21 protein-coding genes and 1 tRNA gene are annotated in these 22466 nt (G+C 69.8%); 11 read left to right on the top strand and 11 right to left on the bottom strand.

What is annotated here, in order from left to right; genetic code table 11:
* The first annotated feature begins 13 nt into the window (after positions 1-13).
* Positions 14-1516: an adenylate/guanylate cyclase domain-containing protein gene (locus ABD256_RS10990; RefSeq protein ID WP_344416389.1), complete on the top strand. Its 1503-nt coding sequence runs from the start codon at positions 14-16 to the stop codon at positions 1514-1516.
* Here ABD256_RS10990 and ABD256_RS10995 read toward each other — a convergent pair.
* From ABD256_RS10995 to ABD256_RS11005, 3 genes are all read right to left on the bottom strand, one after another.
* Positions 1503-2522 carry a beta-ketoacyl-ACP synthase III gene (locus tag ABD256_RS10995; protein ID WP_425546430.1) on the bottom strand — a complete coding sequence of 340 codons (1020 nt, stop codon included), beginning with the start codon at positions 2520-2522 and terminating at the stop codon, positions 1503-1505. The genes ABD256_RS10990 and ABD256_RS10995 overlap by 14 nt on opposite strands.
* A gap of 119 nt (positions 2523-2641) precedes the next feature.
* A complete protein-coding gene (locus ABD256_RS11000) occupies positions 2642-3277 on the bottom strand; it encodes a response regulator (protein WP_344416391.1) in 636 nt (211 codons plus the stop codon).
* Positions 3265-4512, bottom strand: coding sequence for a sensor histidine kinase (locus tag ABD256_RS11005; RefSeq protein WP_344416393.1), 1248 nt, complete (start codon positions 4510-4512; stop codon positions 3265-3267). The genes ABD256_RS11000 and ABD256_RS11005 overlap by 13 nt, the downstream gene beginning before the upstream one ends.
* Before the next feature lie 106 nt (positions 4513-4618).
* Between ABD256_RS11005 and ABD256_RS11010 the strand changes: the two genes are divergently transcribed.
* The gene (locus ABD256_RS11010) at positions 4619-5089 is read left to right on the top strand and encodes an Lrp/AsnC family transcriptional regulator (protein WP_344416395.1); all 471 of its coding nucleotides are present in this window, start codon (positions 4619-4621) and stop codon (positions 5087-5089) included.
* Positions 5090-5343: 254 nt separating this feature from the next.
* Complete coding sequence (locus tag ABD256_RS11015) at positions 5344-5748, top strand: SsgA family sporulation/cell division regulator (RefSeq protein WP_344416397.1); 405 nt, start codon at positions 5344-5346, stop codon at positions 5746-5748.
* A 425-nt stretch (positions 5749-6173) separates the two neighbouring features.
* Here ABD256_RS11015 and ABD256_RS11020 read toward each other — a convergent pair whose 3' ends face one another.
* The gene (locus ABD256_RS11020) at positions 6174-6320 is read right to left on the bottom strand and encodes a hypothetical protein (protein ID WP_344416399.1); all 147 of its coding nucleotides are present in this window, start codon (positions 6318-6320) and stop codon (positions 6174-6176) included.
* 100 nt (positions 6321-6420) lie between these two features.
* On the bottom strand, positions 6421-6567 hold the full coding sequence (locus ABD256_RS11025) for a hypothetical protein (RefSeq protein ID WP_344416401.1): 147 nt from the start codon (positions 6565-6567) through the stop codon (positions 6421-6423).
* A gap of 854 nt (positions 6568-7421) precedes the next feature.
* On the opposite strand from ABD256_RS11025, the gene ABD256_RS11030 reads away from it, so the two are divergent.
* Complete coding sequence (locus tag ABD256_RS11030; RefSeq protein WP_344416402.1) at positions 7422-10289, top strand: ATP-binding protein; 2868 nt, start codon at positions 7422-7424, stop codon at positions 10287-10289.
* Between the two features lie 851 nt (positions 10290-11140).
* Positions 11141-11815 (top strand): hypothetical protein, encoded by a 675-nt coding sequence (locus tag ABD256_RS11035; protein WP_344416403.1) that lies wholly within the window; start codon positions 11141-11143, stop codon positions 11813-11815.
* Between the two features lie 19 nt (positions 11816-11834).
* Here the strand turns inward: ABD256_RS11035 and ABD256_RS11040 are convergent, their stop codons facing one another.
* Genes ABD256_RS11040 through ABD256_RS11050 form a run of 3 tightly spaced genes read right to left on the bottom strand, consistent with a single transcriptional unit; the run spans position 11835 to position 14572 of the window.
* Positions 11835-12875 carry an ABC transporter substrate-binding protein gene (locus tag ABD256_RS11040; protein ID WP_344416404.1) on the bottom strand — a complete coding sequence of 347 codons (1041 nt, stop codon included), beginning with the start codon at positions 12873-12875 and terminating at the stop codon, positions 11835-11837.
* Between the two features lie 13 nt (positions 12876-12888).
* Positions 12889-13776: an ABC transporter permease gene (locus ABD256_RS11045; protein WP_344416405.1), complete on the bottom strand. Its 888-nt coding sequence runs from the start codon at positions 13774-13776 to the stop codon at positions 12889-12891.
* On the bottom strand, positions 13766-14572 hold the full coding sequence (locus tag ABD256_RS11050; RefSeq protein ID WP_344416407.1) for an ABC transporter ATP-binding protein: 807 nt from the start codon (positions 14570-14572) through the stop codon (positions 13766-13768). Before ABD256_RS11050 ends, ABD256_RS11045 begins: the two co-directional genes overlap by 11 nt.
* A gap of 169 nt (positions 14573-14741) precedes the next feature.
* On the opposite strand from ABD256_RS11050, the gene ABD256_RS11055 reads away from it, so the two are divergent.
* Both ABD256_RS11055 and ABD256_RS11060 read left to right on the top strand, forming a co-directional pair.
* Entirely contained in the window at positions 14742-16367 is a 1626-nt protein-coding gene (locus ABD256_RS11055) for a sensor histidine kinase (RefSeq protein WP_344416408.1), read from the top strand.
* Positions 16364-17038, top strand: a complete 675-nt coding sequence (locus ABD256_RS11060) for a response regulator (RefSeq protein ID WP_344416410.1) — start codon at positions 16364-16366, stop codon at positions 17036-17038. The genes ABD256_RS11055 and ABD256_RS11060 overlap by 4 nt, the downstream gene beginning before the upstream one ends.
* Here ABD256_RS11060 and ABD256_RS11065 read toward each other — a convergent pair.
* Positions 16980-17591 (bottom strand): hypothetical protein, encoded by a 612-nt coding sequence (locus ABD256_RS11065; protein WP_344416412.1) that lies wholly within the window; start codon positions 17589-17591, stop codon positions 16980-16982. The two genes, ABD256_RS11060 and ABD256_RS11065, sit on opposite strands and share 59 nt — an antisense overlap.
* Positions 17592-17884: 293 nt before the next feature.
* Between ABD256_RS11065 and ABD256_RS11070 the strand changes: the two genes are divergently transcribed.
* From ABD256_RS11070 to ABD256_RS11080, 3 genes are all read left to right on the top strand, one after another.
* The gene (locus ABD256_RS11070; RefSeq protein ID WP_344416413.1) at positions 17885-18163 is read left to right on the top strand and encodes a DUF2277 domain-containing protein; all 279 of its coding nucleotides are present in this window, start codon (positions 17885-17887) and stop codon (positions 18161-18163) included.
* A gap of 368 nt (positions 18164-18531) precedes the next feature.
* Positions 18532-19158 carry a DUF4360 domain-containing protein gene (locus ABD256_RS11075; RefSeq protein WP_344416414.1) on the top strand — a complete coding sequence of 209 codons (627 nt, stop codon included), beginning with the start codon at positions 18532-18534 and terminating at the stop codon, positions 19156-19158.
* Between the two features lie 222 nt (positions 19159-19380).
* The gene (locus tag ABD256_RS11080) at positions 19381-20046 is read left to right on the top strand and encodes a DUF4360 domain-containing protein (protein WP_344416415.1); all 666 of its coding nucleotides are present in this window, start codon (positions 19381-19383) and stop codon (positions 20044-20046) included.
* Positions 20047-20296: 250 nt separating this feature from the next.
* Here ABD256_RS11080 and ABD256_RS11085 read toward each other — a convergent pair.
* A tRNA-Ser gene (locus tag ABD256_RS11085) sits at positions 20297-20381 on the bottom strand.
* A gap of 19 nt (positions 20382-20400) precedes the next feature.
* Positions 20401-20877 (bottom strand): MarR family winged helix-turn-helix transcriptional regulator, encoded by a 477-nt coding sequence (locus ABD256_RS11090; protein ID WP_425546432.1) that lies wholly within the window; start codon positions 20875-20877, stop codon positions 20401-20403.
* Positions 20878-21484: 607 nt separating this feature from the next.
* On the opposite strand from ABD256_RS11090, the gene ypfJ reads away from it, so the two are divergent.
* Positions 21485-22429 (top strand): KPN_02809 family neutral zinc metallopeptidase, encoded by a 945-nt coding sequence (ypfJ, locus tag ABD256_RS11095; RefSeq protein WP_344416416.1) that lies wholly within the window; start codon positions 21485-21487, stop codon positions 22427-22429.
* Positions 22430-22466 lie beyond the last annotated feature (37 nt).

The following is a 22466-nucleotide window of genomic DNA, read 5'->3' on the forward strand; positions in this document are numbered from 1 at the left end:
ATAGCATCGACGTGTGGGCAAGGGACTTCGGCTCGGGAGCCGGTTCAGGCTGGTGCTGCGCACCGGCATCGGGTTCGCCGTGCTCGGGTTCGGGTCCAGTGTGGTCGGTGCCGGGGTGGTGGCGCTGCTCCTGCTGCTCCAGGGCACGCCGGGCGATATCGGCGACCGGTCGTGGGTGATGACCGTGTCGGCCGCCGGGTACGTGGCGGTGTCGCTGCTCGCCGGGACGGCGTGGACGGCCTGGCTGCAGCGCCGCACCGCGGTGTGGTTCATCCTCGGCAGGCCGCCCGCCCCGGACGAGGCGCGCCGCGCGCTGCGGATCCCCGGCGACATGGCGCGGGTGAGCGGCACGCTGTGGCTCGTCGGCACGGTGCTGCTGGCCACGCTCGCGGGCGTGCTCGGCTCGGCCGCGGACGCGGTGGCCGTCGCGCTGACGATCGGCCTCGGCGGGCTCACCACCGCCGGGATCACCTACCTCGCGGCGGAATGGGTGGCGCGGCCGGTGATGATGCTGGCGCTCGCCGTCGACCAGCCCAAGCAGAAGCTGCCGACGACCGTGCTGACCAGGCTCGTGCTGACCTGGTCGCTCGCCAGCGGCGTCCCGCTGCTCGGCGTGTTCCTGGTGGCGACTCCGCCGAACCTGAGCCACGCCGACCCGGCGGCCAGCCTGATCCTGCTGTCGGTGGCCGGGCTGGTGCTGGGCGCGTTCACCACCGCGCTGCTCGCGAAGGCCGTCGCGGCGCCGCTGCACCGGCTGCGGGTCGCGCTCGACGACATCGCGCGCGGGCGCACCGAGGTGCGCGTCGACGTCGACGATTCGAGCGAGATCGGCATGCTGCAGACCTCGGTGAACGATCTCACCGCGGGGCTGCGCGAGCAGGACCGGATGCGGGACCTGTTCGGCAGGCACGTCGGCACCGAGGTGGCCAGGCACGCGCTCGAATTCGGCGCCTCGCTCTCCGGTGACGTGCGCGAGGTGACGGCCCTGTTCGTCGACGTCGTCGATTCGACCGCGCTGGCCGCCCGCACCCCGCCGCAGGAGCTGGTCGACAAGCTGAACCGGTTCTTCACCAGCGTCGTCGACGCCGTGAACGCGCACGGCGGACTGGTGAACAAGTTCCAGGGCGACGCCGCGCTGTGCGTGTTCGGCGCGCCGACGAAGCTCGCGGACCCGGCCACCTCGGCGCTGAGCGCGGCGCGCGCGATCAGGGACGCGGTGCGCGCCGACGGCGAACTGGACCTCGGCATCGGGGTCGCGTCGGGACCGGTGTTCGCGGGTCAGCTCGGCACGAGCAGCCGGTTCGAGTACACCGTGATCGGCGATCCGATCAACGAGGCCGCGCGGCTCACCGAGTACGCGAAGCACACCTCCGGCCGCATCCTCGCCTCGGAGGTCACCCTGACGGCCGCCGCCGCCGGCGAACGCGCGCGCTGGGCCGAGGACGAAACCGTTCAGCTCCGCGGCCGCGAGACCCCCACCACGACCTGGGCCGTCCGTGCCGTCAGCCCGGAGTGACCTCCGGCCACCGCAGCACCGTCGAACCCCAGGTCAGGCCCGCGCCGAAGGCGCTGACCACCACCCGGTGCCCCGGCACGAGGTGGCCTTCCTTGACGCCGTCGAGCAGCGCGAGCGGCACCGACGCGGCGACCGTGTTCCCCACCGTGCCGATGTTCGCGACCACGGCCTCCGCGGGCAGCCCGAGCTTCTTCGCCACCGCGTCGAGGATGCGGATGTTGGCCTGGTGCCCGACGAACCGGTCGACCTCGGCCACGTCCCAGCCCGCGCGGTCCAGCACCGCGCGGGACGACTCGGCCATCCGCGCGCACGCCTGCCGGAACACCTTCTGGCCCTGCATGACGAGGAAGTTGTCCTGCTCCTCGGCCGCGAACCGCTGCCGGACCCCGCCCGCCGGCACGTACAGCAGATCCGTGCCCTCGCCCTCGCTGTGCAGGTCGAACGGGCCGAGCGCGCCGTCCTCGGCCGGGGCGCCCGCGCGCAGCACGATCGCGCCGGCGCCGTCGCCGAAGATCGGCGCGGTGCCCCGGTCGCCCGGGTCGACCACGGCGCTGAACTTGTCGGCGCCGACGACGAGCACGGAGCCGGAGATCCCGGCCGAGATCATGCCCGCGGCGGTCGCGAGCGCGTAGACGAAGCCGCTGCACACCGCGTTCACGTCGAAGGCGGCGATACCGGAGAGCCCGAGCGCGGCGGCCACCTGCGGCGCGCTCGCGGGGCACACGTAGTCGGGGGTGGAGGTGGCGAGCACGAGCGCGTCGACCCGGTCGAGGCCGGCGCTGTTCAGCGCGGCGCGGCCCGCCTCCACCGCCATGTCCACAGTGGACATATCATCGGCGATCCTGCGCTCGGCGATTCCGGTCCTGGTGCGGATCCATTCGTCGGAGGTGTCCATCCGGCCGGACAGTTCCGCGTTGTCCAGCACCCGTGACGGCAGATAACCGCCGAGCCCGCACAGCACTGCCGCGCGGCGCCCCGCAAACCCGGGCGCATCCTGCGTGCGCACTGCGAACCCTCCTCGTTGGACCCCGTGAAACCCCATTCCGCACACTTCTAAGCCCTACCAACCGGTAGACCGGTCAGTTGTGTTCCAGGTCACATTTCACTCACTCGGACGGGCTCGCGTTAGCCCAGATAGGCGAGTACGGCGAGGACTCGCCTGTGCCCGCTATCACTCGGGGGCAGGTCGAGCTTCGCGAATATGTTGCCGATGTGCTTGTGCACCGCGCGTTCGGTCACCGTCAACTTCCCGGCAATCTCGCCATTCGCGAAGCCCTGCGCCATCAAATCGAGCACTTCCCGTTCCCGCGCGGTGAGCGCGACGAGCGGATCGTGCTTGCGGGTGAGCAATTGTGAAATGACTTCAGGGTCGAGCGCGGTCCCGCCGCGGGCGACCCGGTCCAGCGCCTCCAGGAACTCTTCGACGCGGGCCACCCTGTCCTTCAGCAAATAGCCGACGCCGGGGTGCCCGTCGGAAAGGAGTTCTCCGGCGTAGGTCTCCTCGACGTATTGCGAAAGCACGAGAACCGGGGTCCCCGGGCGGGCGCGCCGCGCCCGCATCGCGGCGTGGATTCCTTCGTCGCGGAAGGACGGCGGCAGCCGGACATCCACAATGGACACATCGGGTTCGTGCGCGACCACCGCATCGACGAACGCGGCCGCGGTGTCCACGTGCTCGACCACCTCGTGGCCGGCGGTGGCGAGCAGGAGCTTGATGCCCTCGGCGAGCAGGACGTTGTCCTCGACGATCACGATCCGCACGGGCACTCCCACACGATCTTGGTGGGCCCGCCGGCCGGGCTGGTCACCCACAGGGTGCCGTCCAGCGCGGCGAGCCTGCGCCGCATGCCCGCGATACCGGTGCCCTTGGTCTCGTCGATGCCGCCCGCGCCGTCGTCGACGATCTGGCCGAGCAGGACGTCCACGTCGCGGGTCAGCGTCACCTCCACCTTGGACGCGTCCGCGTGCTTGGCCACGTTGGTCAGCGCCTCGGTGATCACGAAGTACGCGGCGGCCTCCACCGGCGCGGCGAGCGTGCCCAGTTCGCCGACGGTCACCTCGGTCGGCACGGTGCTCTGCGCGGCGATCGCGGACAGCGCGCCGTCGAGGCCGCGGTCGGCGAGGATCGGCGGGTACATCGTGCGCAGCACCGTGCGCAGCTCGGTCATCGCGTCCTCGGCACCGGCGCGCGCGTCGGCAAGCAGCTTCGCGACCGCCTGCGGATCCTTTTCGAGCTGGCGCTCGGCGAGCCCGAGCCGCATCGCGATGGAGACCAGCCGCGCCTGCGTCCCGTCGTGCAGGTCGCGTTCGATCCGGCGCAGCTCGGCGCCGTGCGCGTCGACGGCTCCGGCGCGGCTTTCCCGCAGCGTCTCCACGCGCTGCGCCAGCTCGTCCTTTTCGGACGGTGCGAGCAGCTTCGCGTTCAGCACCACGCTCCCGCGAGTCAGCAGGGGCAGCAGCCACAGCGAAAGGACCACGGTGATCACGAACATCGGGATGCCCGCGTAGGCGGCGCCGGCCCAGCTTTCGATCGGGATGTCGGCGATCACCTTGATCGGCGCGTCCGCGGGGAACAGCCACCAGAACCCGATCGAGAAGAGCGCGACGAGCGGAAGAAGCGCCAGCGTCAGGCCGAAGATGCCCGCCACCGTGTTGCACAGCATCGCCACCGGGACCCAGCGCAGGTCCCGCCAGGTGCCGCGCTCGCCGAGCAGCTCGCGCAGGGAGCGCCCGCGCGGCCCGTGCCCGGGAATGGTGCCGCCCAGCCGCCTTGCGGCGAGCGCGCGGGTGAAATCGGTGACCTTGCCGAGGAGGCGCAACTCGACCGGCAGCGCGAACACCCCGATCCAGACCACGCACAGCACGGCCGTGCCCAGCAGCACCGGCAGCGCGACCATCGCCACGAGCCCGGTGACCAAGGTCATGAGGGAGAAGGGCACCGCGGACACCACTGCGCGCACCCTGCCCGTGGCCCGCACGGGCCGTCTGTCTGCCATGCGCCGATTCTCCAGTACGCCCCCGCCGGGCGCGGTGGTGCTGGCTACACCATCGGCTCCGAGCGCCTGCCCGCCCCGTCCGGCGTATCCGGATAGCCTGGCCGACGTGCCGACGCCACCTCTCGACGCGGTGGATCTCAAGATCCTCGACCGCCTGCAGACCGACGCCCGCACGATCGCCGAGTCCATCGGCGCCGAAGTGGGGCTGTCCGCGGCCGCGGTGCAGCGGCGGATCAAACGGCTGCGCCAGTGCGGGGTCATCGCGCGGGACGTCTCGGTGCTCGACCAGCGGGTGCTCGGCGTGCCGATGACCTTCGTGGTCTCGGTCGAGATGGAACGCGAACGCATCGACGTCATCCACGCCTTCCGCGAACAGGCACTCGCCGACGACGCGGTGCAGCAGTGCTACTACGTCACCGGGCAGGCGGACTTCATCCTCGTGGTGGTCTGCCGCGACATGGCGTGCTTCGAGGCGTTCACGCACCGCATGTTCTTCGACAACCCGGATGTCCGGCACTTCACCACGAGCGTCGCCATGGATCGGGTGAAGGTCGGGCTCACCGTCCCGCTCGACTGAACGGACCACCGGCGCGGCCCCCTGGTAACCGCGGAACTGCGGTCGGTAGCGAAAACCGGGCTGTGCTCCAGGCCACTGTGGATTTCCCACGAGAAGTCGTCAGACAGTGGCCGAAGTGTTACACCTCACCCCGCCTGCCACCGGATAGCGTGAATGACACGGAACTGGCATCACGAGCGGGGCCACCGGCGCTCTCCCCGCTGTCCGACTGGTTCGCACGACGCGAACCTTCGCCAACCGCGAGGAGTGGCACCGTGCAGACCGACGCAGTGCACCAGACCCAGTTCGTGTCGATGAACGGCAGCACCGCACCTGTCCTTTCGCGACTGTCCTTTCTGGCCAGTGAGCCGTTCGCGGTCACGATCGCCTTCCGCAGCGAGCGCGGCCGCTGGATCGAGTGGGTGTTCGCCCGCGACCTGCTGGTCACCGGCCTCACCGAGCCCTCCGGTATCGGCGACGTCCGCGTCCGGCCCGATCTCGCCCTCGACGAGGACCTGATCGCGCTCGAGATCGAATCCCCCGACGGCTACGCGCTCGTCGAGATGGAACTCGCCGATCTCGAATCCTTCGTCGCCAACACCCTCGAACTGGTGCCCGCCGGTGCCGAGAGCGAGCACTTCGACGTGGAAGCCCTGATCGAAGAGATCACCAACGTTTGATGTCGCGTGTCGAAATTCGCGCTGCCGGGGGCGCGGCACTCGAGGTGAGTGGCTGTTGAGTCGCGGGCGCCCCCGCCATCGCAAATTCGGAGGGCCTGGCGGCCCTGCACGCGACTTGGACGCTCCCCGCCGCGGGGCACGTCGGCTCGCCGGTGCCTGGCCGGGTTGGGAGTGTCCGGGCCTCCGGCCCGGACCTCGCGGCACTCGGGGTAGGCGGGCGAGCGGTGCGGGCCTCGAAGGGCGCTTCTGTGGAGATCGGGTGTTGGGGGTGCGGGTGCTCCCGCCTGCCCTGAAGGACGCCTTCAGGGACCTCAACGCCGCGAATGCGACCCTCACGAACCTTGTCCGCTTCCGCGTATCTGCTTCGCTCCCGCGCTCATGCCCTGAAGGGGCCTTGGGGGAATCTGATGCCGCGAAGGCGACCTTCAGGGCGCCAGCATCGCCATGCCACGCCTCGCGAGAGCCAGGAACGCGGCGTGCACGCCCCGAAAGGGGCCCTTCGGGGAATCTGACGCCGCGAAGGCGCCCTTCAGGGCATCAGCTTCGGCCATCCACTTCACCGGAATCGACATGCGCCTTCCCTGAAAGATACTGCTACGGAGGCCCAGGTGGGGTCCGCTACGCATGCCCTGAAGGTCGCCTTCGGGGAGACTGATGCCGCAAAGGCGCCCTTCAGGACGCCAGCATCGCCATGCCACGCCTCGCGAAGGCCAGGAACGCGGCGTGCACGCCCCGAAAGGGGCCCTTCGGGGAATCTAATGCCGCGAAGGCGACCTTCGAGGCATCAGCTTCGGCCATCCACTTCACCGGAATCGACATGCGCCTTCCCTGAAAGATACTGCTACGGAGGCCCAGGTGGGGTCCGCTACGCATGCCCTGAAGGTCGCCTTCGGGGAGACTGATGCCGCAAAGGCGACCTTCAGGACGCCAGCATCGCCATGCCACGCCTCGCGAGGGCCAGGAACGCGGCGTGCACGCCCCGAAGGGGCCCTTCGGGGAATCTAATGCCGCGAAGGCGACCTTCGGGGCATCAGCTTCGGTCATCCACTTCGCCGGAATCGGCGTGCGCCTTCCCTGAAAGATGCTGCTACGGAGGCCCAGGTGGGGTCCGCTACGCATGCCCTGAAGGTCGCCTTCGGGGAGACTGATGCCGCAAAGGCGCCCTTCGGGGCATCAGCGGCGGCATACTCCGCACCGCGGGGGGCGAGAACGCGGCGTCAGATTCCCTGAAGGACGCCTTCAGGGACGACGCAACTCGCAGGACCTCACCAGCGCGGTTCGGATGGCGCAGTATCCTCCGGGCCGGGCGGGGCACCGGTTCAACATCACCCGATCGGGCCGAGCCTAAAGTAGGAACTTCCGGGAACCACTCAACGTAGTCATTCGTACACCACTTTCGAGTGATATGCCGTCCTTCGGGACCCGGTCCTGGCACTCCCTACTAACCGTGATGAAACTCTGCCTTTCCGTAGGCGAAACGGTGACGGTCGGTTTTCGTACGGTCGAGCGGCGCTTGCGGACCGCCCGTTCTGCCTGGTTTACGAACCGATCACGGACTGCCTAGGCTCGGCCAATCCTGGCAGGCGGCACCCAGTCGCCCGCCCATCGAGGGAGCGAGCGCCATGGTGCGGATGGCAGGCCGGCCCCTTTCCGAAACGGTTCCGTCGTCATTGGTGTCGGTGCGAACGCCGACGCCGGTGCTCGCCGGCCGCGACGAGGAAATCGCCACCCTCGCGCGGATCAGCGGCGAGCGCCCCGCCGTGCTGCTCATCGAAGGCGAGGCCGGGATCGGGAAGACCAGGCTGGTCGCGGCTTTGCTGCGAAGACACGAGTTCGACGGCGTGCGCGTGCTCACCGGCTCGTGCCCGCCGTTGCGCGAACCCTTTCCCTACGGCCCCATCCTGGACGCGCTGCGCACCGTCACCGGACAGCCCGTCGGCGCGCTCAGCCCGGTGACCGGCGTACTCCGCCCGCTGCTCCCCGAGATCTCCGATCTGCTGCCGCCCGCGCCGGAGCCGATGGCCGAACCGGCCGCCCAGCGGCACCGCCAGTTCCGCGCCGTCCGCGAACTGCTCGAAGCGTGCGGTCCCACCGTGCTCGTGCTCGAAGACCTGCAGTGGGCCGACGAAAACACCAAGGACCTGCTCGCCTTCCTCGTCGCCAAGCCGCCGCGGCGCCTCACGCTCCTGCTCACCTACCGCGCGGGCCAGACCGGTGCCGCGCTCGGCGTTCCGTTGCGCGCGGCCGATTCCGTGCCCGTCGCGACCCTGCACCTCGGACCGCTCGACACCGAGGCGGTCGGCACCGTCGCCACCGACGTGCTCGGGCTCTCCCGGATCGACGACGAGTTCGTGCGCGTGCTGCACCAGCACACCGCGGGCATCCCGCAGGTGGTCACCGAAACCCTGCGCGCCGTCCGCGATCTCGGTTTTTCCGGCGCGGCACCGTCTCCGCAGGTCCTCGACCGGATCGCGGTCCCCGTGCTGCTGCGCGAATCGGCCGTCGAACGGCTCGGCGTGCTGTCCGAGCCCGCCGCGCGCCTGGTCAGGGCGGCCGCGGTGCTCGGCACCCCCGGCGAGTCGAGCCTGTTCGGCATGATCGCGGGCCTGCGCGGCGCGCGGTTGTCCTCGGCGCTTTCGGAAGCGGTCAACGGCGGGCTGCTCGGCGAGGCCGACCGCGGCCGGTACGCCTTCCGGCACACCCTCGCCCGCCGCGCGGTGTACGAGGCGACCAGCGCACCCGAGCGGCAACCCTTGCACGCCAACGCTTTGCGCGCGCTCGCGAACGTGGTGCCGCCGCCGTACGCCGACCTGGCGAGGCACGCGCGCGCCGGTGGCCTGCCGGACCAGTGGCAGCGCTACGGGGAGGCCGCGGCCGACCGCGCCATCGAACTCGGCGAGACCGCGCTCGCCATCGACACCCTCCAGGCCCTGCTCGAACAGGGCAAGCTCGCCGAGTCCGATGTGGAGCGACTGGCGACGAAGCTGAGCAAGATCGCGCTGCGCGGGCTGCGCTCCGACGTGTCCGCGACCCTGGAACGCGTGCTGGCCGAGCGGACGCTGTCCCAGACCATGCGGGGCACGATCCGGCTCAACCTCGGGCTGCTGCTCGTGCGCCGCGCCGGTGAGCTCGGCCGCGCGCGGCTCGAAGTCGAGAAGGCGATCGACGAGCTGTCCGACCGCCCGGAGCTCGCCGCGCGCGGGATCAACCTGCTCGCCATGCCGATCGACGGGCTGATGCCGCTGAGCTGGCACGAACAGTGGGGCGAACGCGCCCGCGAGGTGTACGAGCGGCTCGACGACCCCGAACTGCGGCTCGCGCTGACCGGCGACCGGATCGCCTGCCGCGCGCACATCGGCGACGGCAGCGCGTGGACCGAGTTCGAACGGCTCCCCGAAGCGGGGCGCACGGTCGCCGAACGCGTGCAGCTCGCGCGGCTGTGGTGCAACCTCGCCGACGCGCAGTCCTGGATCGGGCACCACGGGCGTGCCGACCGGCTCCTGCGCGACGGCATGGTGCAGGCCAACTCCACCGGCGCGCTGTTCACCATCGAGCTGGCGAGGGGCACGCGGCTGCGGCTGGACTGGCTCACCGGGAACTGGACGGGCCTCGCCGAAACCGGGGAGACGCTCCGCCGCCGCTACCCCGATCTCGGCCCGGTCACCGCCGAAGCGGCGCTCGTGCTCGGCGGGCTGGCGGCCGTGCGCGGCGAATTCTCCGAGGCTGAGCGGTATCTCGCCGAGACGAGCGTGCACGCGCCCGAACACGGTGTCGTCCCGGTGGTGCTGGCCGCGGCGGGCATGCTGGCGCGTGTCCGGCTCGGCGCCGGTGACATCGCCGCCGCCTGCGCGATCGTGGACAGCGGCATGACCTCGGTGCGCTGCAAGGGCGTGTGGGTGTGGGCCGCCGAACTGATCCCGGTGGCGGCCGAGGCGTACGCGGCGGCGGGCCGGTGGGACGCCGCGGAAACCCTCGTCGACGAGTTCACCCGCGGCATCGACGGCAGGGACGCGCCGGTCGCGGCCGCCGCGCTCGCCGCGGCGAAGGCGGTTTTGCTGGTGGCACGGGGAAAGCACGCCGACGCGGGCGCGGACTTCGCCGAAGTGGCGAAGGCCTACGCGAACCTCCCGATGCCCTACGCCGCGGCGTGGGCGAAGGAACGGGCCGCGTTGAGCAGGCTGGCCTGCGGTGACAGCGCGGCGACCGCCGAACTGGGCGAGGTCGCCGAGGTCTACGCCCGCCTCGGTGCGACGAGGGACGCGGGCCGCTGCCGCCACGCGCTCCGCGAACACGGCGCGTGGACCCCTTCGCCTCGCGGCAGGCGCGGCTACGGGACGCAACTTTCGCCTCGGGAAAGGGAAGTCGCGCGCATGCTGGCGGCGGGGCGCACGAACAAGGAGATCGCCGAAGGGCTGTTCCTGTCGCCGCGCACGGTCGAACAGCACGTGGCGAAGGTGCTGCGGAAACTCGGCGCGCGCTCGCGCACCGAAGTCGTCTGGCTCGAAGCCGACAGCCCCACCTGCTCCCCCGAAGCCGTCTGACGCGTTCCTCCCCGGCGCGCACTGTCCTGGCTCGAAAATAGGCAGATTCGCCGGGCACAGCAAGATCGCCCCTCCACCGCAGGCGCGCGCCATATTTTCACCCCTGGCAGGACCGTCCCCGCCAGGGGACACAGATGACTGAAGGCGACCGTCGGGGACGTGAGCACCACGTTCTCCCCCTCGCGGGCGCGCGGCGGGGCGCTGCTCATGCCCCGAAGGTGCCCTTCGGGGGTGCTCAGGTCCCCGAGGGTCCCCTTCGGGGCATCACGCGATCCCCTCCGGACAGCACGAGTTCCTACGAGGGCGGAATTCGCGGCGCTCACGTCCCCGAAGGCGACCTTCAGGGCATGCACGGTGCCCCTCATGAGGAGGCATCCGGTGCCCTGATGATGCTCTTGCAGAGGTCAAGGGTGCTCCCGCATGCCCTGAAGGTGCCCTTGACGGACTCAGATGCCGCAAAGGCCACCTTCGGGGCATACTCGATTGAAGCCGCCACCTCGCGAAGGCGGGATTCGCGGCGTCAGACTCCCCGAAAGACGCCTTCAGGGGCGTGAACGCCGTGGATGCGACCCCGGGTTCAACCCCACCTCGTGAGCCTTCGCCGCTCCCGCACGCCTCCCCCACTCCCGCGCTCATGCCCCGAAGGCGCCCTTGAGGGAATCTGACGCCGCGAAGGCCACCTTCAGGGCACCAGCCCCAGGCATGCTCCGCACACCGCGAAGGCCGAGTCCGCGGCGTCAGACTCCCCGAAAGGCGCCTTCGGGGACGATCCGCTGCCTACCGCCGACGAAGCGCCCCGCGGAGAAGCGGCGAGCATGCGGAAGCGCGGCAGACCCGATTACCGTGGGCCGATGACCGCCGAGAGTGTGCCCGCCTGGCAGCGGAGGACCGAGGGGGAGAGCCGCTGGCAGGCGATGGCCGTGGTCACCGGCACGCTCGCGTCGCAGCTCGCCCTGCCCGGCGCGCTCGTGCTGAGCCCGCGCTGGCTGCTGCCCGCACTGTCCACTTTGCTCATTGTCGCGCTGCTGCTGGTCAACCCCGGCAAGGTGGACCGGCGGAGCAGGCGCGAACGCCTGATTTCGCTGGTGCTCGTCGCGCTGGTCAGCGCGGCGAACGCGCTGTCCGCGATCGAGCTGGTGATCGGCATCGTGGACGGGTCCATCACCGGCAGCGCCGGTCGCGTGCTGCTGTCCGGCGTGATCGTCTACTGGACGAACATCGTGGTGTTTTCCCTGTGGTACTGGGAGTTCGACCGCGGCGGCCCGGCGGCGCGCGCACTCGGCGAGGCCGACTACCCGGACTTCATGTTCCCGCAGATGAGCGACCCGAAGCTGGCCCCGCCCGACTGGGAACCCGGGTACCTCGACTACCTCTACGTCTCGTTCACCAACGCCGCCGCGTTCAGCCCGACCGACGTGATGCCGTTGCGCCGCTGGGCGAAGCTCACCATGCTCGCCCAGGCCGGGCTTTCCCTGATCCTCGCGCTGATGGTCGTCGCGTGGGCGGTCGGTGGCCTGCGCGGGTGAGCGCGGGCCACCGGCGCCCTCACGGCTTGGTGGCCGCCGCGTCGGCGAACTTCGTGGTGTAGGTCCTGTCCAGCGCGATCTTGTCCTTGCGCGGAGCCACGTTCTTCGAGAAGCTCGCCAGCACCCGCAACGCGTTCCGCGCGGCGGCCGGGTCCATCTTGCCGTCGGCGTTGAACATCCCGATGCTGTCCTTGATGGACTTCACGTACAGCCGCGGGTTGCCGCCCGCGAACGACTGCGGCATCTTCGCCGCGATCTCCTCGGGGCTGTGCGCGGAAATCCAGCGCAACGATCCGACGAACGCGTTCGCCAGCTTCTGCACCACCTCCGGGTACCGGTGCACGATCTCGCAGCTCATGTACAGCGAGGTCGACGGGTAGAGCCCGCCCAGCGCGGCGCGCGTGCCCTGCTCGGTGCGCAGGTCGTAGAGCACCTTGCCCTGGCCGGTGGTGGTGAGCTGGGCGATCGTCGGGTCGGTGGTCATGCCCGCGTCGATCTCGCCGCGGGTGAGCGGCGCGATGAACGTCTGCCCGGCACCGACCTTCACCGGCGTGTAGTCGCTTGAGGACACTCCGTCCTTCGCGGCGAGCGCCTTGGTGAGGAAGTCCGTCGACGAGCCGAGCGAGGTGACGCCGAGCTTGCGGCCGCGGAAGTCGGCCGCGGACCGGATCTCGCCCGCCTTCTTCGCCGAAATGACCTCCGCCTCGCCGGGGATGTTCGCCATCTGCACCACGCTCGTGATGCACTGCTCCTTGGCCTGCAGGTCGATGGTGTGGTCGTAGAACCCGACCACGCCCTGCACCTCGCCGGAGATCAGCCCGGTCTCGGCGGTCGCACCGGACTGCTCGCCGAGCAGTTCGACGTCGAGCCCTTCCTTCTTGAACCCGCCGAGCTGCTGGGTCAGCATCGCGGGCAGGTAGATGACCTTTTCCAGGCCGCCCACCACGATCTTGAGGTGCGGGGTGCCCTCGCCGAGGTCCAGCGTCCGCGAATCACGGCATGCCATCGTGCCCGCCGCCACCAGCACGAGCGCCAGCAGCAGCCCGATCTTCCTGCGCATCGTCGTCATCACCTCAGATCGGGGAAGCGGCGTTGTCACCGGCATTGGGCCGCCAGCGGAGCAGCTTGCGCTCCAGCCAGCCGATCCCCCACTCGGCGATCAGCGCGACCACGGTCATGATGATCATGCCCGCGTAGATGCCAGCCGAGTCGAAGGTGCCCTGCGCGTTCGAGATCAGGAACCCGACACCGGCGCGGGCGCCCGCGTACTCGCTCACCACCGCGCCGATCAACGCGAACCCGAACGCGGTGTGCAAGGAGGACAGGATCCACGAGGTCGCGCTCGGCAGCACGATCGAGCCCATCACCTGCAACCGGCTCGCGCCGAGGATCCGCGCGTTGTCGATGAGGTTGCGGTCCACTTCGCGGGCACCGGTGAAGGCGTTGAAGAACACCGCGAAGAACACCAGCACGATCACGGTGGCCACTTTGGACGTCAGCCCGAGGCCGAACCAGATCACGAACAGCGCGGCGAGCACGATCCTCGGCACCGCGTTGACCGCTTTGATGAACGGCGCCAGCACATCGGCGAGGTAGGCGCTGCGGCCGAGCACCACGCCGAGCACCACCCCCGCGAGGGAGCCGATGGCGAACCCGATCACGGCCTCTTCGACGGTCACCCAGAGCTGGTACCAGATCGATCCGAAATCGGTGCCGATGCTGAACCATTCGACGAGCCGTTCCCAGATCTTCGACGGCTTCGAGTAGAAGAACGGGTCGATCCACAGCGTCGCGGTCAGCTCCCAGCTACCCAGCCAGGCGGCCAGGATGCCCAGCCGCAGCAACCAGATGTTGCGCTTGCGGCGCCGCGTCTTCGTGCGCTGCCTGGCGAGAATGTCCTCTTCGGACTCGTAGACCCGCGAGGCCGGTTCTTCCTTCGTCAGCACGGCATCACGCGGCATTGCCCGCACCCCTCTCACGCGCCTTGTCGACCTCGGTCCGCAGCGATTCCCAGACCTGGCGGTACAACCCCATGAACTCCTCGGTCAGCCGCAGCTCCTCGACCGCGCGCGGCCTCGGCAGCGGCACCTCGAACACGTCCTTGACCGTGGCCGGGCTGGCCGTCATCACCACCACCCGGTCGGCGAGCGCGATCGCCTCGTCGAGGTCGTGCGTCACGAAGATGACCGCGGCGTCGCTGCCGGCCCACAGGCGCAGCAGCTCGTCCTGCATGAGCGCGCGCGTCTGCACGTCGAGCGCGGAGAACGGCTCGTCCATCAGCAGGATCCGCGGGCTGGTGACCAGCGTCTGCGCGAGCGCGACGCGTTTGCGCATGCCGCCGGAAAGCTGGTGCGGGTAGTACTTCTCGAAACCCTTGAGCCCGACGCGTTCGATCCAGTCCGCGGCCCGCGCGCGGGCTTCCGCCTTGCGCACCCCGCGGAACCGCGGGCCGGAGGCCACGTTGTCCAGCACGGAACGCCACGGCATCACCGCGTCCGTCTGGAACATGTACCCGACACCGTCCGGAATGGACCGGACGTCGGCACCGTTCACCCTGACCATCCCCGCCGACGCGGGCTGCAGGCCGGAAACGAGCGAGAGGGTCGTCGACTTCCCGCACCCGGTCGGGCCGACGACGGCGACGAACTCGCCCTCGCCGACGGTGAGGTCCAGGTCCCGAACCGCGGTGTGCACCGATCCGCTCCCGCTCGGGAACCGTTTCGTCGCACCCGCCAGTTCGATCAGCGGTGGGGCCATCGCGGCGACTCCTTCGTCTGTGCTGCCGGTCATGTGCTGCCGGTCACAGTGCAAGGTAGGAGGCCGTCGCCGCGAGGTGAAGCTTGTCCGCGTTCTGCTTCGCCACGGCGCCTTCTTCGCGTTTCGCACGTTTTGCTCACGCTCTTGACCTGCGAGTACGGTGCGCTGCATGGCGGAACGGGGCTTGTTCGCGCGGCTGCGGTTCAGCAGGCAGATCCTGCTGCTGCAGGTCGGCGTGGTCGTGCTGCTCCTCGTCGTCGGGCTCGCGCTCGTCGCGGCGCTGCTGCGGAACACGCTGACCGACGATTACGGGCAGCGCGCGCTCGCGATCGCGCGTTCGGTGGCGGCGGACCAGGCCGTGGTCGCCGATGTCGCCGCGAAACGCGCGGGCGGGGCGCTCCAGTCGCACGCGCTCGCCGTCCGGACGCGTACCGACACGTCGTTCGTGGTGATCACCGACGACCGGGGAATCCGGCTGGCGCACCCCGATCCGACGCAGATCGGCCAGCCGGTCAGCACCGACTACCGCGTACCGATCGGTGGTGGCGAGGTCGCCAGCGCGGTCGAAAAGGGCACGCTGGGCCTGTCGGTGCGCAGCAAGACCTACGTGAAAACACCTGGCGGCCGCATCGTCGGCGAGGTGAGCGTGGGCTTCGAAACCGACGACCCCACCGCCGACTTCCAGCACCTGCTGCTCGTCGCGGGCGGATTCGGCGGGCTCGCGCTGCTGCTCGGCATCGGCGCCTCCGCGCTGCTGACGCGGCGGCTCCGCCGCCAGACCCACGGCCTCGAACCGCACGAACTGACCGAACTGCTCTACGAACGCGAAGCCGTGCTGCACGGGATCGGCGAAGGCGTGCTGGCCGTCGACGGGGAGAACCGGATCACGGTGTGCAACGAAGAAGCCGGGCGCCTGCTCGGCATCGCGCTGCCGGTCGGCGCCGATCTGTCCGAACTGGACATCTCGCCGCGGTTGCGGACCGCGCTGGCGGACGGCGCCGAGGTCACCAACCTGCTCGCCGTCGCGGGCGAACGGGTGCTGGTGGTCAACTCCCGCGCGGTGCGCCACGACGACCGCGAGCTGGGCACCGTGCTGACCCTGCGCGACCGCACCGATTTCGAAACGCTGACCAGGGAACTCGACTCGGTGCGCTCGCTGACCGACGGCCTGCGCGCGCAGCGCCACGAGTACCGCAACCGGCTGCACACCCTGTCCGGGCTGCTGCAGCTCGGACACCGCGACGAGGCCGTGGAGTACCTGCAGACGCTCACCGATTCCGTCGCGTCGGGCGCGGGCCCGGTCGGCGAGACGGTGGCCGATCCGTACCTGCAGGCGCTGCTCGTCGCGAAAACCGAGCAGGCCGTGGAAAAGGGCGTCGCGTTGCGGGTCTCGGACGATTCGTGGGTACCGGCGGCGACCACCGACCCGATCGCGCTCAACACGGTGACGGGAAACCTCCTCGACAACGCCCTGCACGCGGCCAGGATGGGCGACCGGCGGCCGGCGACCGTGGAGATCGCTTTGCTGGCGCAGGGAAGCGAACTGCACCTGTCCGTAGTGGACAGTGGAGACGGGATCCCGGCCGAGTTGCGGGAAACCCTCTTCACCGAGGGTGCGACCACCAAACTGACGCCGGGACACGGCCTCGGCCTCGCGCTCGCGAGGCAGGCGGCGCGGGCACGCGGCGGTGACGTGTGGCTGGGCGACCCCGGCGGCGAGAACAGCGGCGCGCTGTTCGTGGCGGCACTGCCCGGAATCGTGGGCGGCGGACCGGACGGAGGGGAACTCCCATGATCAGGACGCTGATCGTCGACGACGACTTCCGGGTGGCGGGCGTGCACGCCGGTTTCGTCGAGGGGACACCGGGGTTCACCGTGGTGGGCACCGCGCACACCGCGGCCGAGGCGCGGGCGCGCGTGCGGGAGCTGGCGCCGGACCTGGTGCTGCTGGACGTGTTCCTGCCCGACGAATCGGGCCTCGCGCTGCTGCCGGACCTGCCGGCGGACGCGATCGTGCTGTCCGCGGCGGCGGACGCGCGCTCGGTGCGCGCGGCCGTGCGCGGCGGCGCGGTCAACTACCTGGTGAAACCGTTCACCACGCGTCAGCTCACCGAACGGCTGCTCAGCTACGCGCGCTACCGCTCGCTGCTGCCCGCCGACGGCAACCTCGGCCAGGACGAGATCGACCGCGCGTTCCGCACGCTGCACGAACAGGACCGCAGCGCCGCGCCGAAGGGGCAGTCGAGCGCCACGTCACGGCTGATCTCCGACCAGCTCAAGCAGGCTGACGGGCCGCTTTCGGCCGCGGAAATCGCCGGGGAGCTCGGCATCGCGCGCGCGACGGCGCAGCGGTACCTGACCGCCCTGACGGAATCGGGCTCGGTGACGATGGGCCTGCGCTACGGCGCTACCGGCCGTCCCGAGCACGAATACCGGTGGCACGGGCCCGATCGTTCCCGCCCATGAACCCGTCCAGGACCGATTTCGCGGCGTCCAGCCACGGGCGGGTCATCTGCTCGATCGGGCCGCCGACGGGATCGTTCCGCTTCGGTGCCGGCGGCGGCGTGTCCACGCGGGGCCGCACGGTCTGCGGCGGCGCCTTGCGGGTGCTGCTGCTCGGCGGCGCGGCGGTGGCCTTCGGCGCTTGCGGTCGCTGAACGCGCACGGATGCCGGGGCGGGCGCGGGCAGCATCGGTTCGAGTGCGGCGGAAGGGGCCCGCGGCGGTACCGATCCGGCCTCGGGTGCCTCGACGAGGGCAGGCGAGGGATCCGCGAGCTGGGTCGTGGTGCGCGTCTCGGACTGGCCGCCGAACACGGTGCCCGCGACCCAGCCGGCCATGACGAACGCGAGCGCCGCGCACGCGAGGACGCCGTGCTTCCGCTTCGGCGACCCCGGCACGCGTTCCGCGGGCAGCGGGGCCCTCGGCGTCGGCACGCTCGCCGCGACGATGCCGGTGCGGTCGGTGAAGGAGATGTCCGGCTCGGCGCCGGAGCGGGGCCGCGTGGCGACGCGCACCATACGAATGCCTCCCAGTACGGGGAAAGTTCGCCTGCAACAGTTCGCTCTCAACCACTGCAGCTTCAGCACTGCAGCCGCCGCGGCCGCCGCGTGCGTCGCGTGACCGGAGCGGCACGCACTGCTAGCTCGAGGCAGCACCGAAGTTAGCAGCGCGCGCCGGTAATGCGACCGTCAGCACCATGAATTAACGCAAGACCGTCGAAAATAGACTCGATCGGGTGACCTCCCGGTTGCCGTCCGCGACGGTCCGAAATCGCCTGTGCCGCCGGGCGCCCGCGCGTACGCTGAAGTGCATGTGCCGGAACATCACCACGCTGCGTGGCCTGGAGCCGTCGGCCACCGCCGAGGAAATCGAAGCCGCCGCGCGCCAGTACGTGCGGAAGGTGAGCGGGGTCCAATCCCTTTCGGACGCCACCCGCGATGCCTTCGAAACCGCCGTCGCCGAGGTGACCGAAACGACCACGCGCCTGCTCGCGGCACTGCCCGAGCGGCGCCAGCCGCCCGCCACCGTGCCGCCGCTGCGCCGCCCCGAAGTGCAGGCCCGGATCGCCGCGAAGGCAGCCAAGTCCTGACCCTCCCTTTCCGGGGGGCTTTCCCATTCTCGCCGAGTGGGTTTTCACGCGAAATCGCACCACCGGTCCCGGTCTCGATTCGGGCACGCTTGGCGCACGTTCCCGTCGCGCCGGTTCATAGCGGCGAAAACGCTGGTGTCGACGCGCGTTCACACCCGGGTGGCGTGCGTCAGGCTAGGTAGGGCCGATCGGCGCATCCCGCCGCCGGGCGGACGACAAAACGTTTCAGGGCGCCAATAAATACGTAGCCCGCCCGGTGTTACCGCGCTTGTTCGGCCGATGGTGGACGAGGACAGTCGAGTCGGGCAGATTCGTCCCCGCCTGCCCGGTGCACCCCGGAACAATTGCCATTCGTTGGAAGGTAACGCATGCTCACCATGATCACCGCCGCCGGCATGGCCTTGTCCATGATGTCCGCCCCCGCGGCCGCTCAGGTCGCCGATCCTCCCCCGCCCGACCGGGTAGTCATCGACGTCGAAACCGTCAACGGCTCCGGCTGCCCGCGCGGAACGGCCGCCGTGGCCACCGCGACCGACAACACCGCCTTCACCGTGACCTACAGCCAGTACACCGCGCAGGTCGGCGACGGCTCCGGCCCGACCGATCTGCGGAAGAACTGCCAGCTCGGGCTGCGCGTGCACATTCCGCAGGGCTTCACCTACGCGGTCGAGCAGGCCGACTACCGCGGTTTCGCGTACCTGTCGAAGGGTGCCAGCGCGGTGCAGCAGGCCAGCTACTACATCCAGGGCACCTCGCCCACCACGCGGTCCTCGCACCCGTTCGGCGGGCCGTACAACGACAACTGGCAGTTCACCGACCGCACGCAGACCGCGGACCTGGTCTACGCACCGTGCGGCGAGGAGCGCTTCCTCAACGTCAACACCGAACTGCGGGTGAACGCGGGCTCCTCGGGCAACAACAGCAGCTTCGTGTCCATGGACTCCACCGACGGCGGCGTCAGCACCAAGTACCACTTCCACTGGAAGAAGTGCTGACGACCGAAGACCCACCACGCGCGGCGACCGCTCTTCGCGCCAAAGAACGGCCGCCGCGTTTTAACAACTGCCCCGGAAGCACGTCGGCCATGAATGCGATCTGACGCGCTTGCTTCCGGTTTGCCTGGCAGCTACCGACACTGGCACACCCCGCTCTGCCGAACATTCTGTTGTTGACGTTCCGATCGGCCAACGAATGGCATGATGCCGGAGGTTAATTCGATGCTCAATTCCATAGCCGCTACCCTATTGGCTTTTTCGGCGGTCACGGCACCCGCGAGCGCCGCACAAGGGCCGCATTTCCCGGACCCGCCGCCGGACAAGATAGTCATCGATGTGGTTACCGTCAACGGTTCCGGCTGTCCGCAGGGCAGTGCGGCGGTGGCGGTCTCCACGGACAACACGAAGTTCACGGTGACCTACAGCGACTACCTCGCCCAGGTCGGCGTCGGCGCGAAACCGACGGACTTCCGCAAGAACTGCCAGCTCAGCCTCGTCGTGCACGTTCCGTCGGGGTTCACCTACGCGATCGCGCAGACCGACTACCGCGGTTACGCGAACATCAAGAAGGGGGCGAGCTTCACCGAAAAGGCGAACTACTACTTCCAGGGAATGTCGCAGACGATCCCGGTTTCGCACAAGTTCGACGGGCCGAAGGACGACAACTGGCAGTCCACCGACAAGATCGGGGTCGACCAGGTCGTGTACGCGCCGTGCGGTGAAGAGCGCAACTTCAACATCAACACCGAACTGCGGGTGGACGCGGGCACGTCGAACACCAAGGAGACGACCAGCTTCGCCACCATGGACTCGACCGACACCGACTACAGCACCGTCTACCACTTCCACTGGCAGACCTGCCCACCCAAACCCGGCACCACGCGGTAGGCCCCGCCTGGCCGCTCAGCCCCCGCTGACCGGCCAGGTCCCCCGCCCTCCCCGAGCGACACCGCACACTTCCCGGCAAACAGCAACGCGCCCTTACCCAGCCCCAAGAAACGCGCGCTTCCCCAGACCCGCCCGCCCCCAGTAGCGGGGGTGCCGAGGGCGGAGCCTCCGGCCGGGGTCCGGGGCTCGGCCCCGGGGGAAATGACTGGAGCATGATGGTCGGCGCACTCCGCCGGCACACTCCCCAATGCGGAAGCGGAGGGATTTGAACCCCCGGTTGGTTTCCCAACGCTCGCTTTCAAGGCGAGTGCATTCGGCCGCTCTGCCACGCTTCCCTGCCACGAGGGTAGCGGTTCAGGTGTCGGTGGCCGACAGGTGTTCCAAGACCTTCGTGAAGGCTTCTCCGAGTGCGGCCTGTTCGCCGGTGGAGAGCAGGTCGATGAGGTGCGCGCGGACGCCTTCGACGTGGGTGGGGGCGGCGCTTTCCAGCAGTGCCATGCCTTCGGGGCTCAGTTCGGCGACGACGCCGCGGCGGTCTTCGGGGTCCTTGACGCGGCGCAGGTACCCGTCGGTCTCCATCCGGCCGACCTGGTGGGAGAGCCTGCTCTTGGTGGAGCCGAGCAGTGTGGCGAGTTCGTTCATCCGGATCCGGTGGTCCGGCTGCATCGCGACGCAGACGAGCACTTCGTAGTCGGTGAGTGACACGTCGTGACGTTCGGCGAGTTCCCTGTGCAGGCGCTGGCGCAGTCTCATGGTGGCGACGATGTAGGAACGCCACGCGTGCATCTCGTCGTCACTGAGCCAGCGAACACCATGGGGGTCCTCGCTCACACTGCTCCCTCGGTCACCTACGCAGAGTAGAACCTCCACGCGCGGAAAGCTCCGCCCGGCCGATCTCGGCCTCGTCGCGGGAATGCCGCCGCCGCGGCGTGAAAAGTTTCCCCGTTCGAGCGATTACGAAACGGTTGAGACTTGCGCCACAGAAGCGCATCCTTGGATGTCATCGGATGCCAGACCCGAGCCGAGCCGAACCACCGGGTTCGACTGTTCGGGCCCCTTCCCGGGAGAGGCAAGGTGGTGTGGTGACGAACGGTTCCTTGCGGTTGACCGCCTGCTGTGACCCCACGATCGAGGTGGCCTGACACCAGCCCGGTCGCGATTGTGAGCAGTTACGGGTGAACCTCCGAGTGCGCTCATCCACTTCTCTTCGCGCACAGCGGCGTGATTCGAGCCTGTTTCGGCGCGGCCTCTGAGACGTGCCGGCAGCGCAGGACGCCGAACCGACCCGCGTGTGGCCAACCGCCCGACAGTGAGCACAACCTGTCCAACAACAACACCTGTCCAGCACAATGGACAAACCTCGGTAAGTCCTGGGTGCGGTCTCCGACGGGAGGCCGCACCCAGGCATTTGCCGGGTCTGCACGATATTCTCCGCACCGTGAGATTCGACGATGACGCAGGCCTCGACACGTCCGAAGTCCAAGACCTGCGCGGTGGCGGCGGTGGCGGCGGGATCGGCGGCAGGGTCGCGCTCGGCGGCGGCGGGCTCGGCGTCGTCGGGCTCGTGATCTACTTCCTGTTCTCCCAGTTCGGCGGCGGGATCGGCGGTGGGATCGGCGGAGGCTCGAACGCGGCGGCGCCCGGCGGGCTCAGCGGGGTCGGCTCCGGCAGGCAGGTCGACAACGGCTCCCTCTCCCAGGAGTGCCGGACCGGCGCGGACGCGAACCGCAAGCACGACTGCGCGATCGTCGCGACGATCAACTCGATCCAGGACTACTGGGGCGGGCAGCTCCAGCGCTCCGGCACCACCTACCGCAAGGCGCCGACGAACTTCTTCAACGGCGGCGTGCGCACCGGCTGCGGCAACGCGTCGTCCGACGTCGGCCCGTTCTACTGCCCCGCCGATTCCGAGGTCTACATCGACCTGGCGTTCTTCGACGAGCTGCGCACGCGGTTCGGCGCGGAAGGCGGCCCGTTCGCGGAGGCCTACGTGCTCGCGCACGAGTACGGGCACCACGTGCAGAACCTGCTGGGCACGTCCTCGCGGGTCGGCAAGGGCAGCGGCGCGTCGTCCGGCTCCGTCCGGCTGGAGCTGCAGGCGGACTGCTACGCGGGTACGTGGGCGAACCACGCCACCACGACCCCGGCGGAGAGCGGGAAACCGCTCATCTCCGACATCACCGACGACGACGTCAAGCGGGCGCTGGACACCGCGTCCCGGATCGGCGACGACTACATCCAGACCAAGCTCGGCGGCGGCAGGGTGGACCGCTCGAAGTTCACGCACGGCACCTCGAAGCAACGGGAAAAGTGGTTCACCACCGGCTATTCCACCGGTGACCCCGCGCGCTGCGACACGTTCGGCGCGCGCGACCTGGGTTGACGCGGCTCACCTGGCTCAGCCCGTCGCGGCGGGCATA

Origin of the sequence: Amycolatopsis minnesotensis, from assembly GCF_039529815.1 — a bacterium.
Classification (GTDB): Bacteria; Actinomycetota; Actinomycetes; order Mycobacteriales; family Pseudonocardiaceae; genus Amycolatopsis; species Amycolatopsis minnesotensis.